Genomic DNA, 15,206 nt, shown 5'->3' on the forward strand with positions numbered 1-15,206 from the left:
AATGGGAGATTACCTCCGCAGCCTGCCCGATTTCCGGGTAGACGCCACTGTCGAGCGTGATGTCGTGCTCGACAACGGCCAAAAGATCAAGACACTGGGCACCACGGAGATGGTGGTGCAGGGCAGAAGCCACCTGTATGCGCGCGCCGAAACCGACACGCAAAGCCGCGAGTACTTTTACAACGGCAAACAGCTGACCCAGTACTCGCCGGCCCTGAAGTACTACACCACGGTGAATGCGCCACCGAAAATTCTCGATACCTTGCATCAGGTCGAAGACTACTACGACCTGCGATTGCCAATGGAGGATCTGTTTCTGTTTGGCCGCGATCAATCCCAGATCGACGCGATCAAGAGTGCGGCTTACGTCGGTCCGTCGAAGGTAGACGGCAAGACTTGCGATCATCTGGCTTTCCGTCAGGATGGCGCCGACTGGCAACTGTGGGTCTCGCGCTCCGATAAGCCGTTGCCGTGCAAGCTTGTCATCACCACCACGAGCGACGACAGCCGTCCCGAATATAGCGCGGTGTATCGCTGGAATCTGACGCCGGCAATCAAGGAGTCCAGCTTCACTTTCGTGCCGGGCAAGGGCGATACGTCGATCCCGTTCAAGAAAGTCAAGGAATAAGGGTGACCACATGAAACGAACCAATTCGCAATTCGTTCTGCTGGCGCTCACGGCTGTTGCGCTACTCGGTGCCGTCGTGTCGGCCGACACTCTGGCGGGGCCGCATGAGAGAGGGCAGGCCAGAGCTTCAGTGAATCGTGCCGGAGCGTCGGGCGGCAATCGCGTGGAGCGCAATTCGAGCAGAACCACCGTCAATAACAACCGCAACGTCAACGTTCACAGCAATCGCGATGTGAACATCAACGTGGATAACCACGGCGGCCGTTACGATGATCACTACCATCCGGTCGCCACCGCAGCGGCGGTGACCGCGACGGTGGCAGTCACGTCGGCCGTGGTCGGATCGATCGTGCACGCCAATCAGTTGCCGCCGAGTTGCGCTCAGGTCATGCGCGGCAATGTCGCCTACATGCAGTGTGGAACCGTTTGGTATCAACCGCAGTATCAAGGCAGCGACGTAGCGTACGTCGTAGTCAATCAGCCCTGAGTTCCCGCGAGGAGCGAGCGTTCGGCCCTGCAAAGTTTCGCAGGGCCGCTTTTTCGCGGATCTAAGAATCAGATCTTGAGGCGGGAAACCTTCGTTCCAGCGATCGACACATCGCCCATCAATCCCGCATTGGTCAATACGAATACCTCGACAGGCGCGGTAGCCGTGGTGGTGTCGATGGCGCCATTCGCGCCGACCTTCACCAGCGCGACCGACGCGTCGCCGCCGGCCGACCAGCCGTCCGAACTGCGGAAACTGGCCAGCGCCTCCTGAGTCATGAACAGGAAGATGATGGCCTTGGACTGCGCGCCCGCCTGGAAGCCGAACGAACCGGATACGGTACTGTAGTAGCCCGCCGTGCTGCCGGCGACACGCAGCGAACCCTCGCCATATTGTCCGCCGACGATGAACCCGACTTGCAGCACCGAAGGAAACACGAGCACGCCACGCGCTTTCGACACCAGTTCACGCGAACCGTTGACGCTTGAATAAAGCTTCGACAGGGTGCCGTCCACGCTGGCATCGATAGACTGCCGTTTGGACATATCCGTTGCGGCCGAATCGTGCGATCCAGACGATGTCGTGCAGCCCGCCAGCGTCAATGCGCCGAGTGCGAGAGAAGCCGTGGTGGCCGAAAGAAAATCGCGTCGTTGCATATCATGTCTCCCCTGGGTTCGTTGACATCCGCAAGAGGCCGGCAGACAGACGATCGATCTGCAGAACCCGCGCAAGATGCTTTTACCGAGCTTGCATTCTTTCAGACGCTCTGGCGCAGCGCTATAGGGACTTCGGGCAAAACGCCTGCCCCTGAGGGCAAATCCCTAATTCGCGCCGGCGCGTTTTCGCCAGGTCAGGTAAACGCCCGACACGACGACGACCGTGAGGAAGTAGGAGACGATGAAAACGGCCGTCTTGACGCCGGCGAATTCTGCCGCGACGACCAGCGCGATGCCGACGTGGCGGGTTGCGCAAGCGATGGCGAGGGCCGTTCGGTCATCCGCCTGGGGGCCGCCCAGAAGCTGGCCGGTTGCCAGCCCCAGAATCATCAGCGCCACGAGCGCGACCACGCCGCCCACGCTCAGACCGCTCAGCAAGCGCCAGTGAGTCGCGAGCAGGAGCACGCCGGACGCTGCCAGCACGAAGCCGGCAAGCGTAATCAGCCGGTCCGAGAGCCGCTCCGACTGGGCCGGAAAAATGACACGGAGCAGCATGCCCAACGCAATCGGTAACAAAATCGCTTTGGCGATGGCGAACAGCACGGTACTGGCGGTCAGCTTGACCGAAACGTCGAAATAATTGCTGAGCAGGGCGACCCACAACGGGACGGCGACGATGGCGACCAGAGAGGATGTAACCAGCAAGCTGAAAATGTACTCCTGGCTGCCGAGCTTCTTGAGTTTCTTGGGCAGCAGCGGCGCGCCCGACGAGACCGCGAGAACCAGGATCGCGGCCTTGACGCCCGCCTCGATGGGGGCGATCAGCACGATGCCGAACGCGATCAGCGGAATCACCACGTACATCGCCGCGAGCGAGCGAAGTAATAGTCGAGGTCGCCGCCACAGATAGGTGAGGTCGGCAGGCGAGGTTCCCGCGCCCACCGAAACGATGGTGACGACCACCGATGCCTTGAGCAGAATCAGGAGGATTTCAGTCACGACATTGGCGCCTTCCAGGTCGGGCCATCGTTAAAGTAAGCGGATGATGATGCTCAGAAAGACGAAGCTGCCCGAGCAAGCCATGATCAACGCGATAAAAAAGCTCGGTCGCCAGAGACTCTCCTCTTGATACTCACGGAGCATGGCAATAGCCCGCGCATATTCGATCGTGCCCAATACCATCGACACCGTGCCCATTGCGGTCAGGAACAGACCGACCATTCGAGGGCTATTCGGATGATTCAGATGCACGCCGGCGTCCGCAAAACCTTGCAGCACCTTGTAGATCGTGAAGCCGAAGCTGATCATCGACAGCGCGGTCCGGATCCACGCCATCAAGGTGCGGTCCGCCGCCATCAGCGTACGCGTTGCTGCGAGGCCGGTGCGATCCACGGCCAGTTGGTCCGACGTGCGTGCTTGCGCTTGTGTCACGCGAACCTCCGTGTGGTTACATCCGGGTGGGAGCGTTTTACGCACCCAGATTAATCTAGTTCACGTACGACACGATTGCGAGAATATCTCCGGCTTGCCGGAAATAGTGGGAAATCCGCCGAGGCCACCCTACATGTAAGTATCCTGTTCAAACGAGGTCATGGCAACGTCGAGCCTGCGCTTCGCCTCGCCCGTCAGTCACCGAAAGCTTCACGTCATGCGTTTAAATTGCAGATCATGCATATTGCGTTTGCTTTCCCACGATAAGCCGACTTAAATACCCATCACGTGTGCGTCGCGCACTCGTACTCTCACAGAGCAGGCTGACCTAGCACATCGCCGCGAAGCGCGGCCCAGGGGATTATCGCAATGCAGGCCACACTGCTGTCTCCCGCTACGACATCGGACTCCGAAGCACACCAGGACGCCGGCGTCCGGCCATCCGACGCGCCGCCATGTTTTCATCTGCTGGCAAAGCCAAGTGGCTCCACCTGCAATATCGATTGTAAATACTGCTTCTTCCTCTCGAAGGAAGCGTTGTATCCGGACGAGAAGCATCGAATGTCGCAGGCGACACTCGAAACTTATCTCCGCCAACTCCTCGAGTCCCATCGCACGCCCGAAGTGACCGTCGCGTGGCAGGGTGGTGAGCCGACGCTGATGAAGGTCGAGTTCTTCAGGCACGCGGTCGAACTGGTCGAGAAGCACCGCAAGCCGGGGCAGGTCGTGAAGCACACTTTTCAGACCAACGGGATTCTTCTCGACGATGAATGGTGCGAGTTTTTCCGGCAGCACGACTTTCTTGTCGGCCTGAGTGTGGATGGCCCGCGCGAGATTCACGATACCTTTCGCGTCGACCGCCGTGCGCAGGGCACGTTCGATCTGGTGATGCGAGGCTGGCAGCAGTTACGCAAGCACGGCGTCGAGTTCAACATTCTTTGCACGGTCAACGCCGCCAATCAGAACCACGGCCGGGAGGTCTATCGCTTCTTTCGCGATGAACTCGGCGCAAAGTGGGTGCAGTTCATTCCTATCATCGAACGCGCCACGGAACAGACCATCCAATTGGCGAATCTGGGCTGGAGCGAACAACCGGGTCGCAAGCGCGTGCTCTATACACAGACCGGCAATCGGGTCACCGACCGTTCCGTGGGCGCGCGGCAGTATGGGCAGTTCCTGCTGGATATCTTCGAGGAATGGTTGCGCCACGATGTCGGCCGCGTGTACGTGCAATTGTTCGACGTGACGCTGGAAGCACTTTTCGGCCGCCATCTGTTGTGCATTCACGCACCGACCTGCGGCCTGGGTCCCGCGCTCGAATCCAACGGCGATCTGTATTCCTGCGACCACTTCGTCGAACCCGGCTTCCGGCTGGGCAACATTCACGAAACTCACATGCTCGAGTTGATGGCATCGCCCGAGCAGCGCAAGTTTGGACTGGACAAGCGCGATGCGCTCACCGCCCAGTGCCGGAGTTGCGAAGTCAGGGCACTGTGCAATGGCGGTTGCCCCAAAGACCGGTTCGCGCTCTCCCGCGATGGCGAGGAGGGCCAGAATTATCTTTGCGCGGGACTGGAGTTGTTCTTCACCCGTTCGCGTCCCGCCATGGAGACCATGGCGAAACTGTTTCGCTCCGGCCGTCCGCCTTCGGACGTCATGGCGCTCACTGCAAGCGAAGACAAGCGGCGCGGGCCCTATGCGCCATGTCCATGCGGCAGCGGGCGGAAATTCAGGTTTTGCCACGGCGATAACTCGCCGCGGACGTTGTCCGGTACGGCGAGTACCTCGGCGCAGCACAGTTCATCACCGTAGTATTGGCCGGCCAACATCGGCCTTCGCTCTACCTCTGCATAGCTGGGATTGCCTCGTGACACGCGGTGGCTGCAGTTCGTCGATTGACGCAGCCTCTTCGCCCGGTTGGCACCACGCTCGCCGGGCCTTAACTGAAAGGAGTGGAAGCGAACATGGCAACAAAGCAACCGAATATCCTGATTCTGTGGGGCGACGATATCGGCTGGTGGAATATCAGTTTCAATAGCCGCGGGCAAATGGGCTATCGCACACCGAATATCGACCGCATTGCCAACGAGGGCGTGGCGTTTACCGACTACTATGCCCAACAAAGCTGCACGGCTGGACGTGCGGCGTTTATCACCGGACAAAACCCTATCCGGACGGGACTGACCAAGGTCGGCATGCCGGGTGCGGACGTTGGCCTCTCGCCGGAAGACCCGACCATCGCGGAGATGCTCAAGCCGCTAGGCTATGTCACGGGCCAATTCGGCAAGAATCACCTGGGCGACAAGGACGAGTTCCTGCCGACCATGCACGGCTTCGATGAATTCTTCGGCAATCTCTATCATTTGAATGCCGAGGAAGAGCCGGAAGATCCCGATTACCCGAAGGATCCGGAGTTCAGGAAACGTTTCGGACCGAGAGGCGTATTGCATTGCTGGGCGGATGGAAAAGGCGGGCAGAAGATCGAAGATACCGGCGCGCTCACCAAAAAGCGCATGGAAACGATTGACGACGAAACCACCGCTCATGCCCAGGCGTTTATCGACAGCGCCCATAAAGACGGTAAGCCGTTTTTCCTCTGGTACAACACCACGGCCATGCATTTCCGCACTCACTGCGCCGAAAAGCACAAAGGTAAAAGTGGGCAAGGCGAATACAACGACGTGATGGTTGCGCACGACGAGAACATCGGACTGATGCTGGCCAAGCTCGACGAGTTGGGAATCGCCGATGACACCATCGTCATGTACTCGACCGACAACGGGCCGCACTACAACAGTTGGCCGGACGCCGGCATTACTCCGTTCCGCTCGGAGAAGAACACCAATTGGGAAGGCGGCTGGCGTGTCCCTGCATTTATCCGTTGGCCGGGCAAGTTTCCCGCCGGTACGGTGCTCAACGGGATCGTGTCGCATCAGGACTGGATGACGACGCTGCTGGCGGCGGCCGGCGAACCTGAGATCAAGGAGAAACTCCTTAAGGGACACAAGGCGGGAGAGAAAACATTCAAGGTTCATCTGGACGGCTTCAACATGCTGCCGTATTTAACGGGCGAAGTGAAAGAAAGCCCGCGAGAGTCGTTTTTCTATATCAGCGACGACGGCGACATCATGGCGATCCGGGTGAAGGACTGGAAAGCCGTGTTGCGGGAGCAACGCGCCAGACAGTTGGCGTGCTGGTCGGAGCCATTCGTGCCGTTGCGGATTCCGAAGATGTTCAATCTACGGCGAGATCCGTTCGAGCGAGCCGATGAGAACTCGAACACTTACTATGACTGGCTGATCTCGCATGCCTATCTGATCTATGGCATGCAAGCGGTGGTGGCATCGCAGATCGAACAGTTCAAGGCATTCCCGCCTCGGCAGAAAGCGGCCTCCTTCAATCTGGATGCAGTAATGCGACAACTCGACGAGGTTGGCGGTAGCGCCGGACATTGACCCGGCGGCAAACACGTAGTACCGCAGGCGGCCTTGGTGACCTACGAATTCGCCAGGCCCGTCTGCGGCAAATCGATTGCCCCCCGGGGCAATTTTTTTGCCCTAAGTACCTATAGTGCGGAGCCGGCTTCTGTGCAAAAAATTGGCATTCGCAAAAGGGACGCCAGAATGCACGCACTGCCGGATTCGAACGTGATAATGCCGCATCTTTTTGCCTTGCCGACGTTCGGCTCCAGCCACGTCTGGGCGCGGCTCTGATGCGCGGCAAATCGATCACTACGCGCGGCATTCTGCCGATCATGGCATGTTGTGTGTCGTTGCTCAGTGCGTCGCCGTCCGCTTTTTCACAAAGCGACGAGGATCTCGCCAAGCAACTGAGCAATCCTGTCGCCGCGTTAATCAGCGTACCGTTTCAATTCAACTACGACGGCAATCTCGGTCCCAATCGGGATGGATACAAATACCTCCTGAATTTCCAGCCCGTCATTCCATTCCATCTGAACGGGGACTGGAATCTGATCTCCCGCACGATCGTGCCGGTCGTGTCGCAGAACAACATTGCGCCGGGTTCTGGCTCGCAGACCGGATTAGGCGACATCGTCCAGAGCTTTTTCTTTTCGCCGTCGAAGCCGACAGCGGGTGGACTGATATGGGGCGTCGGCCCTGCGCTGCTGTTACCCACCGATACCGACCCGCTGCTCGGCGCCGAAAAATGGGGCGCCGGTCCAACCGCCGTTTTGCTGTGGCAGGCGAACGGATGGACCTACGGCGCGCTGGTCAATCACATCTGGTCCTTCGCCGGCAACGGTGACCGGTCGGGCGTCAGTTCGACTTTCCTGCAGCCCTTTCTCAACTACACGACGAAAGACGCGTGGACCTTCGGCCTGAACACCGAATCGACCTACGACTGGAAGCGCCATCAATGGTCGACCCCGATCAATGCAACGGTCAGCAAGTTGCTCAAATTCGGCAAGCAACCGGTGAGCATTGGCGGCGGTGTGCGCTATTGGGCGGCAAGTCCGGACTCCGGTCCACACGGATGGGGCGCTCGCCTCGTGGTGACCCTGCTGTTTCCGAAATAGAACTGCATCCTCGCCGTTGAAGAATGGTTCAACAACAACGTTGTCGTCACATAACTGGAGGCCGTCATGTCCGAACCGAAAGAACCCGCAGAACCCGGCGCTCGCAGAGCGTTTCTGAAAAACGTCGCAGTGGCTGGCGCTGCAACGGGTTTGTCTGGCGTGGTAGGAGAAGCGTTGGCTCAAACGACATCCGTGCGATCCACCAGCGCGGCGAGCAAACCCGCGACGAAGGCGACGCTCGATATCAATCGGCAGTATGCGGAATTTCTCTCGTTCGCCGATACGCAGGATTTCGCCGATGCCACTCGCGGACTGGTCGCGACGCTTCCCGAGCCGGTCATCATCAAAGGGAAGGGCGATTATCCGGCCTGGGATCTGCAACAGTTCGCCTTTATCACCGGCGGCCCGGAAAACAATGCGCCGCCAACCGTCAACCCGAGTCTCTGGCGTAACGCCAAGCTCAATATGCATCACGGGCTTTTTCAGGTGGTCGACGGCATCTGGCAGGTACGGGGCTACGACCTGTCGGTCATGAGTATCATTCGCGGTAATCAGGGGTACATTGTCGTCGACCCGTTCGTCACCGAGGAGGTCGCAACGACCGTCTGGAAACAACTGGTGATCCCTCAACTGGGGGATAAGCCCATCACGCACGTCATCTATACGCATAGTCACGTGGACCACTACGGCGGCGTACGAGGTCTGATTAACGAAGACGACGTGACCTCGGGCAAGGTGAAGATCGTGGCCCCCGCTGGTTTCACAGAAGCGGCGGTCGGCGAAAACATCATTGCAGGCAATGCAATGGGACGGCGGGCAAGCTACATGTACGGCTCGCTGCTGACGCGAAGCCCTACTGGCGGTGTCGATGGCGGCCTCGGCAAGACGACCTCGGTCGGCACTATTACGCTGATTACGCCGACGGTATTCGTGGAGAAGACCGGGCAGACCATGACGCTCGACGGCGTCGACATTACCGTGCTGATGGCGCCGGAGTCAGAGGCGCCATCCGAATTCATGTTCTATTTGCCGAAGTTCAAGGCCTTCTGCGCGGCAGAAGACGCCACCCACACGCTGCACAACCTCTATACGCTGCGCGGAGCCAAGGTACGGGACGCACTGCTCTGGTCCAAATACCTGCAAGCGGCAATCGACATGTTCGGTGGGGACATGCAGGTGCTGTTCGCATCGCACTACTGGCCGACCTGGGGCAACGATCGCATCCTGCCGTTCCTTGGTGCGCAACGCGACATGTACCGCTATCTGCACGACCAGACGATGCGGCTGGCAAACATGGGGTACACGCCTCGTGAAATCGGCGAGACCATCCGCCTGCCCGATAGCCTGGCGAAACACTGGTATTGCCGGAGCTATTACGGCACCGTCTATCACGACGTGGTCGCGCAGTACAACCTGCGTCTCGGCTTCTTCGACGGCGTGCCCGCCAATCTGCATCAACTGCCGCCCGTGGAGAATGGCAAGCGTTATGTCGAGTTCATGGGCGGTGCCGCTGCCGTTCTGAGCAAGGCGCAGGTCTATTACGACAAGGGTGAGTATCGATGGGTCGCCGAGGTCGTCAATCATGTCGTCTTCAGCAACCCGCAAAATACGGCTGCGAAACAGTTGCTGGCGGACGCTTATGAGCAGCTCGGCTACCAGTCCGAGGCGGCGTCGTGGCGCAATTTCTATCTCACCGGCGCGATGGAACTGCGCGATGGCATCAAGAAAGTACCGGCACCTGCACCACAGAGCGCCGACACGATTCGCGCGATGCCGCTCGACATGTTCCTGGATTATCTCGGCATCCGCCTGAATGCCGATCGCGCTGCCGGCAAAGCGGTGTCGTTCAATCTGGCGCTCACCGACACCAAGGAAAATTATCTACTGGGAGTCGAGAATAGCGCGCTGCATTACTCGAAGGGCAAAACCTCGGGCAATGCGAATGCGACAATCACTATGACGCGTGTCGATCTGAACAACATCATGCTTGGGCAGACCAATATGCAAAAACTGGTGATGTCAGGCGGCGCGAAGATAGACGGCGATAGCCAGAAGCTCGGCGAGTTCGTGTCCTGGCTCGACAACTTCGAGTTCTATTTCAACATCGTCACACCCTGAGGTGCTGGAATGTGTGCAATCTGTGACTTCAAGATTGAATTCAGCGTGGGGCATCCCCAGGCATTGACGGTCGCCGTCGCGACGCGAAAGGCAATCGAAGCGGGACTGCTGCGTGAGCCCGATGTCGAAGGCGCGCTCGCGCAGGCGCGGTTGAGGATGACGGCGGTCGACACGCTCAACGGCTTGCAGGGCGTCATCCAGGATGCCCTGTCGGTGGATGAGCTGTTGGCTCTGCCGGACTTCTACGTGTTACTCATCGAAAACGACACATGGGGTTTCTTCCATGCCACGACGGAGGGCTTCGACCCCGACATCGTGCCGGATATACCCAATGTGCTTGCCGACAATGTCGACGAACGCAGCCTCGTCGTGGTGACCTCTCAAGTCGCGCTTCAAGCGTGGCTCGACGAGGAGTTGGAAACCAGCAGGCTGACGACGGATTCGCTGTTGTTCGTCGATGGTCCGCTGCATCAACGTGACGAACTGCTTTCGATGCTCAGGGCAACGGCAATGGCTGACGTAAAACAGGCGGCCACCATTCCTTGATGAAACCGTCAGCCGATCGTCTTCGAGATCGGCTGACGCGGCGCGACCAGTCACGATGCAGCGCCCGCTCGACGGGAGGGAAGATGGCAGGGAAGCCCGACAGGATCGATCGATGCGTTCGCAGCCTGGGCGTTGCGAGCCGCGCGCCAACTTTCCGGCGCATCGGGACACACCGGCGAGGACGGACGATGCGGGTTGCAAGCTCGTGTCTGCTGGCGGTCGGACTGTGTCTACTGGCCGAAGCGGCCGAAGCGCAAACCTCGTCCAAGCCGGCATTTACCGGCCCGGATGTGCAACGGCGGGCGGATGCCGTACTCGCCTTGCTGTCCTTCACCGTGACACCCGATCTTTCCGCCAGCACACTCGGCATCCGGAACGGGTCCTCCGGGAACCCGTCGTTGAATATGACACAGTTCGGCGGCGGCTTTACCTTGAGTCCGAACTTTCCCCTTTATCTGGAGGGAGCGTTAGGGGGGTCGCGCTACGACCCCACGTTTGTGGTCTCTGACGGTCAGGAGCAACGCGTTCTGCCGACGCGCTGGACGAACGTAGCCGCAACCGGCGGGATAGGATGGGATTTTCCGCTCAATGAAAGCAAGAGTCTGGTCATCCGGCCGATCTTCAACTTTTCCCTCGGCGAAGTATTGAGCGACGCGACGGCGGCGCAATTTCTCATCAATCGCAAGACCGACAAGAACATCGATTTCATCCAGAGCGGCTCGCTCAATGCGTACGGGCTGGGCGGTTCGCTAATGCTCGGCTGGTATCCGCGCATGGAACCCTATGAGTTCGATCTCGAACTGCGCTATACGAACATCTATCTGCAAAGCTTTGGCTCATCGAGCGGGGTGCGCGGCGCCGCCGACGCGGAGTCGACGAACCTCTATGCCCGCTGGCGCGCCCCGACAGGCTTACTGGCCTTCCATCGCCCGCTGCGATACGTCCTCGAACTCTCTCACTCGACCTACCTCGGAAGCCAGGCTGACATTCTTGGCTTCAATCAACTGACCTCGCTGGGCGCAGGTGTCGAAATCGACACGGGCGCGGTAACGAAGCTCTTTTCCCGCCTCCGCATCGTTGCGAGATACGCCTTTGGCAAGGACGTAACGGGCGTTTCCGTCGGACTCGCGCTCAGTTTCTGATCGGTACGACGGCTGGTTTTCATCCCGGACTCAATTCATTCAACGGCTGGCGCGTGTCTGACACGGCCGCTTTACATCGTCTTATTGATCTCATAAAGTAGAGGCAATTCTACTTTTGGTGGATTTAATAAGGGGTCGATGGCATGGCAGAAACGCTTGAAATGTCCAAGAAGGACCTGATTGCACTCGCGCAGCGCAGGCTCGACGCCGATGTTCGCAAAGGCAGCTGGACAGTGTCGGAAAAACTCGCGCTGACCTGTCGAATCCTGTTCGACGGCGGCCACGATTCCGGTCTCGCCGGGCAGATCACCTCCCGCGCCGAGGCCGGCACGTTCTACACGCAGCGTCTGGGCCTTGGGTTCGACGAGATCGCGCCGTCCAACCTGATCAAGGTGAACGAAGATTTGCAGGTGGTTTCCGGCGAGGGAATTCCGAACCCTGCGAACCGCTTTCATACGTGGATCTATCGCGCGCGGCCCGAGATCAAGTGCATCATCCACACGCACCCGCCGTATATCTCCGCCTTGTCGATGCTCGAAGTGCCGCTGGCGGTGTCGCATATGGATACCAGTCCGTTGTTCGAAGATTGCGCGTTCCTCGAAAAATGGCCGGGCGTTCCGGTCGGCAACGAGGAAGGGGAGATCATTTCGACGGCGCTGGGCGACAAGCGAGCCATCCTGCTTGCGCACCACGGCCAACTGGTGGTCGGCAAGACGATCGAAGAAGCCTGCATGCTGGCGCTGTTGATGGAACGGGCGGCGCGTCTGCAATTACTGGCGATGGCGGCGGGCACCATCAAGCCGTTGCCTCAGGCGCTGGCCGTGGAAGCACACGACTGGGTGTCCACGGACAAACGCGACGCGGTCACCTTCGCGTATTACGCACGGCGCGCATTGCGTAATCATCCGGATTGTCTCGTGGTGTGACGTCGCCGGGTGCCCTCGCGGCGCCATTTGGCGCCGCGCGTTCGGAACGCTATAAAATCACGGGATTCAAACGAACGCGAATTCGACTGTGATAAAAAGCAAAACCGGCGCGCGGCAGCCTTCCCGTTCGACCAGCCGGACGGCGCGTGACGACGCCGCTCCCGACGCAGAAGACTCTGCGGTTGTGACCCAGGGCGCCGCAACGTCGACCAACGCAGCGCTCGGCGACGAATTGCGCCGTCAACGCAAGCTGAAAGGCATGTCGCTCGACGACCTGGCCAACGCGTCGGGCGTCAGCCGCGCGATGATCTCGAAGATTGAGCGCGCGCAGTCGTCACCCTCCACGTCGATCCTCTCCAAACTCGTCGATGCACTCGATACGACGGTCGCCCGCCTGCTTGGCCAGGAGGTGCGCCAGCATGATGTCGTCGTGATGCGTCACGATCAGCAAACCGTGCTGGTCGACCCTGACACGGGGTTTTCGCGGCGCATTCTTTCGCCCATTTTGCCGGGGCGCGGGCTGGACTTCGTGATGGCGGAGATGCCGTCGAAATCGGACACGGGTTCGCTGGTTGCACACACCTTGCCGGTCGAAGAATACGTGTACGTGCTATCGGGCTCGCTGACCGTGACGGTCGGCGACACACGTACCGTGCTCGATGCGTCGGACTCGTTGTACTACCGCGCCGACGCGCCGCATCGTTTTGAGAACCTCGGACGCAGCGCCTGCAAGTATCTGATTATCATCAATCCGGTGCGAGGCTGAACGCGGTCGAAATGCGCCGGCCGTATCCGTCGCCCGTAACCGCGCGCGAGGATACGGCTCAGAAAGATGCCTTGGCTCAGGTCCGCAACGGCGCATGTGCGGTTTCGGGCGCGTGCCACGCGGCCAGCAAGGTGATGCAGGCGGTGCAGATAAGCAGAATCGAAACCGGCCATGTCGCGCCGCTTGCCCAACTCATTAGCAAGGTGGCGACCAGCGGCGTCAGGCCGCCCGAGATCGCGCCACCCAACTGGAAGCCCAACGATGCGCCGCTATAGCGCAGACGCGTTGGGAATAGTTCAGACACCCATGCTGCCTCCGGGCCGAACATGATCCCTTGTCCGAGGCTGACTGCGATCGCGATGGTCAGCGCGATCGTGGTCGGGTCGCGCGTATCGAGCAGATGGAAGAGCGGAAACGCGAACACGATCGAAAACACGCAACCGGCGAGAAACATCGCGCGTCGTCCGTACAGATCGGACAGCCAGCCGAACAGCGGAATTGTCACGAGTTCGAGTGCGGCCGCCCACAACAAGCCGTTCAGAATCACGCTTTTCGGCAGGCCGAGATGGATCGTCACGTAGCTGATGGTCACGATGGTCGCGACGCTGACCCATGCAATTTCCGAGATTTTCAGGCCGACCGCCAGCAGGAAGGTCCGGCGATGGGTCGCGAGAATCTCGAAGAAGGGGACCTTCGCGAGCTTCTCCGGTTGCGCGACGCGTTCGAAGGCGGGGCTTTCAGCGACGCGCAAGCGGATCACGATCCCCGCCGCCGCGAACAGGATGCTGATCAGAAAGGGCAAACGCCAGCCCCAGGAGAGGAAGTCCGCTTGAGGCAACCACGCCATCATCGAAAACACGGCTGTGGAGACGAGCACGCCGACTGGATAGCCGAGTTGCACCAGACTGCCGAACAGACCGCGCCGATGGGGTGGCGCGTGCTCGACGGCCATCAGGATCGAGCCGCCCCATTCGCCGCCGATTCCGAGACCTTGCGTGAAGCGCAAGACGATTAGCAGCGCGGGCGCCCACAAGCCGATCTGCGCGTACGTCGGCAGACAGCCGATCAGAAACGTGCCGATGCCCATGATCGCGAGCGTCAACGACAGCATCGCTTTGCGCCCGAGCCGGTCGCCGAAGTGGCCGAACACGACGCCCCCTAGCGGCCGCGCGACGTAACCGACCGCGTACGTGCCAAACGCTGCAATCGTGCCGACCAGCGGATTCGTCGTGGGAAAGAACAGTTTGTTGAAGACCAGCGCGGTGGCGATGGCATACACGACGAAGTCGTACCACTCGAATATCGATCCAATCACGCTGGCGATCAGCACGCGCTTTCGTTCTCTACCAAGATGCTGCGACGACGCGAGTTCCGCACTGGAAACTGGGGCATCGGCGGTGACTTGACTCATGGGGGCTCCCTGTAACGATGGTAGAGGTAATTCTCCTAAAGTAGAGCAACGTCCATGCCATTTTGTGACTTGTCGGCGGACAGGTCTGCGAGGGAAGGCGGCGAAGCAGGGCGGCGGATAGGGAGAGTCGCGCGAATAGGCGGCGGGAGGTGAGTTTGCTCGCTTTTTGGGTGGCGAAGAAAAGCTTGCTGGTTTTTTACGGTACGGCTTTGAGGACCACCGTGGCTGAGGACATCGCTCGTTTTTGAGGTGCTTTATCGTGCAGCAGTGCACCGTCACGTTTCATCGCACCAGTGCGTGACATGAATTCCACTATTGTGGATTTGGCGACTGGATGACGGACGCGTTCCTTGTTGAGATGAATCCACGTCCGTCCATTGCCGGCGTTCCCGAAGAGCTGCTGGCAACCAACTTATCCGCCGCACCCCCGAAGCGGACATTACTTATATGGTCGCCTCCCATTTGCAAGGTGATTGTTCGTAGCGAGAAGGGTGGTTGCGGACTTATATTCGGACTCGATCGCGGGCATGCCCGCCGGCCCCGATGGATTTCGCCGCA

Annotated in this window: 15 protein-coding genes; 11 read left to right on the forward strand and 4 right to left on the reverse strand. The window is 59.6% G+C overall.

Going from position 1 to position 15,206, the window contains the following annotated elements; translation table 11 throughout:
• The first annotated feature begins 1 nt into the window (after nucleotide 1).
• Nucleotides 2-628: a DUF2092 domain-containing protein gene (locus FQ705_RS15010; protein ID WP_222105647.1), complete on the forward strand. Its 627-nt coding sequence runs from the start codon at nucleotides 2-4 to the stop codon at nucleotides 626-628.
• Between the two features lie 10 nt (nucleotides 629-638).
• Nucleotides 639-1,115 (forward strand): hypothetical protein, encoded by a 477-nt coding sequence (locus FQ705_RS15015; protein WP_144142225.1) that lies wholly within the window; start codon nucleotides 639-641, stop codon nucleotides 1,113-1,115.
• 68 nt (nucleotides 1,116-1,183) lie between these two features.
• Here FQ705_RS15015 and FQ705_RS15020 read toward each other — a convergent pair whose 3' ends face one another.
• The 3 genes from FQ705_RS15020 to FQ705_RS15030 all read right to left on the reverse strand — a co-directional run bounded on the left by FQ705_RS15020 (nucleotide 1,184) and on the right by FQ705_RS15030 (nucleotide 3,202).
• On the reverse strand, nucleotides 1,184-1,771 hold the full coding sequence (locus FQ705_RS15020; RefSeq protein ID WP_144142227.1) for a YSC84-related protein: 588 nt from the start codon (nucleotides 1,769-1,771) through the stop codon (nucleotides 1,184-1,186).
• A gap of 165 nt (nucleotides 1,772-1,936) precedes the next feature.
• Nucleotides 1,937-2,734, reverse strand: coding sequence for a hypothetical protein (locus FQ705_RS15025; RefSeq protein WP_186307857.1), 798 nt, complete (start codon nucleotides 2,732-2,734; stop codon nucleotides 1,937-1,939).
• 66 nt (nucleotides 2,735-2,800) lie between these two features.
• Nucleotides 2,801-3,202, reverse strand: coding sequence for a YidH family protein (locus FQ705_RS15030; protein WP_222105648.1), 402 nt, complete (start codon nucleotides 3,200-3,202; stop codon nucleotides 2,801-2,803).
• Between the two features lie 468 nt (nucleotides 3,203-3,670).
• Here FQ705_RS15030 and FQ705_RS15035 point away from each other — a divergent pair, with 468 nt between their 5' ends.
• The 9 genes from FQ705_RS15035 (at nucleotide 3,671) to FQ705_RS15075 (ending at nucleotide 13,237) form a co-directional block, all read left to right on the forward strand.
• Nucleotides 3,671-5,014 carry an anaerobic sulfatase maturase gene (locus FQ705_RS15035; protein WP_260854517.1) on the forward strand — a complete coding sequence of 448 codons (1,344 nt, stop codon included), beginning with the start codon at nucleotides 3,671-3,673 and terminating at the stop codon, nucleotides 5,012-5,014.
• A 152-nt stretch (nucleotides 5,015-5,166) separates the two neighbouring features.
• Complete coding sequence (locus FQ705_RS15040; protein ID WP_144142233.1) at nucleotides 5,167-6,657, forward strand: arylsulfatase; 1,491 nt, start codon at nucleotides 5,167-5,169, stop codon at nucleotides 6,655-6,657.
• A 36-nt stretch (nucleotides 6,658-6,693) separates the two neighbouring features.
• Complete coding sequence (locus FQ705_RS15045; protein WP_144142234.1) at nucleotides 6,694-6,915, forward strand: hypothetical protein; 222 nt, start codon at nucleotides 6,694-6,696, stop codon at nucleotides 6,913-6,915.
• Nucleotides 6,915-7,739, forward strand: a complete 825-nt coding sequence (locus tag FQ705_RS15050; protein WP_260854503.1) for a transporter — start codon at nucleotides 6,915-6,917, stop codon at nucleotides 7,737-7,739. Before FQ705_RS15045 ends, FQ705_RS15050 begins: the two co-directional genes overlap by 1 nt.
• Before the next feature lie 66 nt (nucleotides 7,740-7,805).
• A complete protein-coding gene (locus FQ705_RS15055; RefSeq protein WP_144142236.1) occupies nucleotides 7,806-9,857 on the forward strand; it encodes an alkyl/aryl-sulfatase in 2,052 nt (683 codons plus the stop codon).
• Nucleotides 9,858-9,902: 45 nt separating this feature from the next.
• Entirely contained in the window at nucleotides 9,903-10,403 is a 501-nt protein-coding gene (locus FQ705_RS15060) for a hypothetical protein (RefSeq protein WP_144142238.1), read from the forward strand.
• Between the two features lie 188 nt (nucleotides 10,404-10,591).
• Nucleotides 10,592-11,545, forward strand: a complete 954-nt coding sequence (locus tag FQ705_RS15065) for a hypothetical protein (RefSeq protein WP_144142239.1) — start codon at nucleotides 10,592-10,594, stop codon at nucleotides 11,543-11,545.
• Nucleotides 11,546-11,688: 143 nt separating this feature from the next.
• Nucleotides 11,689-12,471 carry an aldolase gene (locus FQ705_RS15070; protein ID WP_144142241.1) on the forward strand — a complete coding sequence of 261 codons (783 nt, stop codon included), beginning with the start codon at nucleotides 11,689-11,691 and terminating at the stop codon, nucleotides 12,469-12,471.
• Between the two features lie 184 nt (nucleotides 12,472-12,655).
• Nucleotides 12,656-13,237, forward strand: coding sequence for a helix-turn-helix domain-containing protein (locus FQ705_RS15075; protein WP_144142243.1), 582 nt, complete (start codon nucleotides 12,656-12,658; stop codon nucleotides 13,235-13,237).
• Between the two features lie 76 nt (nucleotides 13,238-13,313).
• Here FQ705_RS15075 and FQ705_RS15080 read toward each other — a convergent pair whose 3' ends face one another.
• A complete protein-coding gene (locus FQ705_RS15080) occupies nucleotides 13,314-14,648 on the reverse strand; it encodes an MFS transporter (RefSeq protein ID WP_144142245.1) in 1,335 nt (444 codons plus the stop codon).
• Between the last annotated feature and the right edge of the window lie 558 nt (nucleotides 14,649-15,206).

Origin of the sequence: Paraburkholderia sp. BCC1884, from assembly GCF_900996225.1 — a bacterium.
In the GTDB taxonomy this organism is placed as follows: domain Bacteria; phylum Pseudomonadota; class Gammaproteobacteria; order Burkholderiales; family Burkholderiaceae; genus Paraburkholderia.

Excerpts from the sequence above, each read along its gene's own strand:
- FQ705_RS15080 (WP_144142245.1), bottom strand. The coding sequence starts at position 14,648 with ATGAGTCAAGTCACCGCCGATGCCCCAGTTTCCAGTGCGGAACTCGCG.
- FQ705_RS15070 (WP_144142241.1), top strand. The coding sequence starts at position 11,689 with ATGGCAGAAACGCTTGAAATGTCCAAGAAGGACCTGATTGCACTCGCG.
- FQ705_RS15055 (WP_144142236.1), top strand. The coding sequence starts at position 7,806 with ATGTCCGAACCGAAAGAACCCGCAGAACCCGGCGCTCGCAGAGCGTTT.
- FQ705_RS15015 (WP_144142225.1), top strand. The coding sequence starts at position 639 with ATGAAACGAACCAATTCGCAATTCGTTCTGCTGGCGCTCACGGCTGTT.
- FQ705_RS15065 (WP_144142239.1), top strand. The coding sequence starts at position 10,592 with ATGCGGGTTGCAAGCTCGTGTCTGCTGGCGGTCGGACTGTGTCTACTG.
- FQ705_RS15010 (WP_222105647.1), top strand. The coding sequence starts at position 2 with ATGGGAGATTACCTCCGCAGCCTGCCCGATTTCCGGGTAGACGCCACT.
- FQ705_RS15040 (WP_144142233.1), top strand. The coding sequence starts at position 5,167 with ATGGCAACAAAGCAACCGAATATCCTGATTCTGTGGGGCGACGATATC.
- FQ705_RS15050 (WP_260854503.1), top strand. The coding sequence starts at position 6,915 with ATGCGCGGCAAATCGATCACTACGCGCGGCATTCTGCCGATCATGGCA.
- FQ705_RS15020 (WP_144142227.1), bottom strand. The coding sequence starts at position 1,771 with ATGCAACGACGCGATTTTCTTTCGGCCACCACGGCTTCTCTCGCACTC.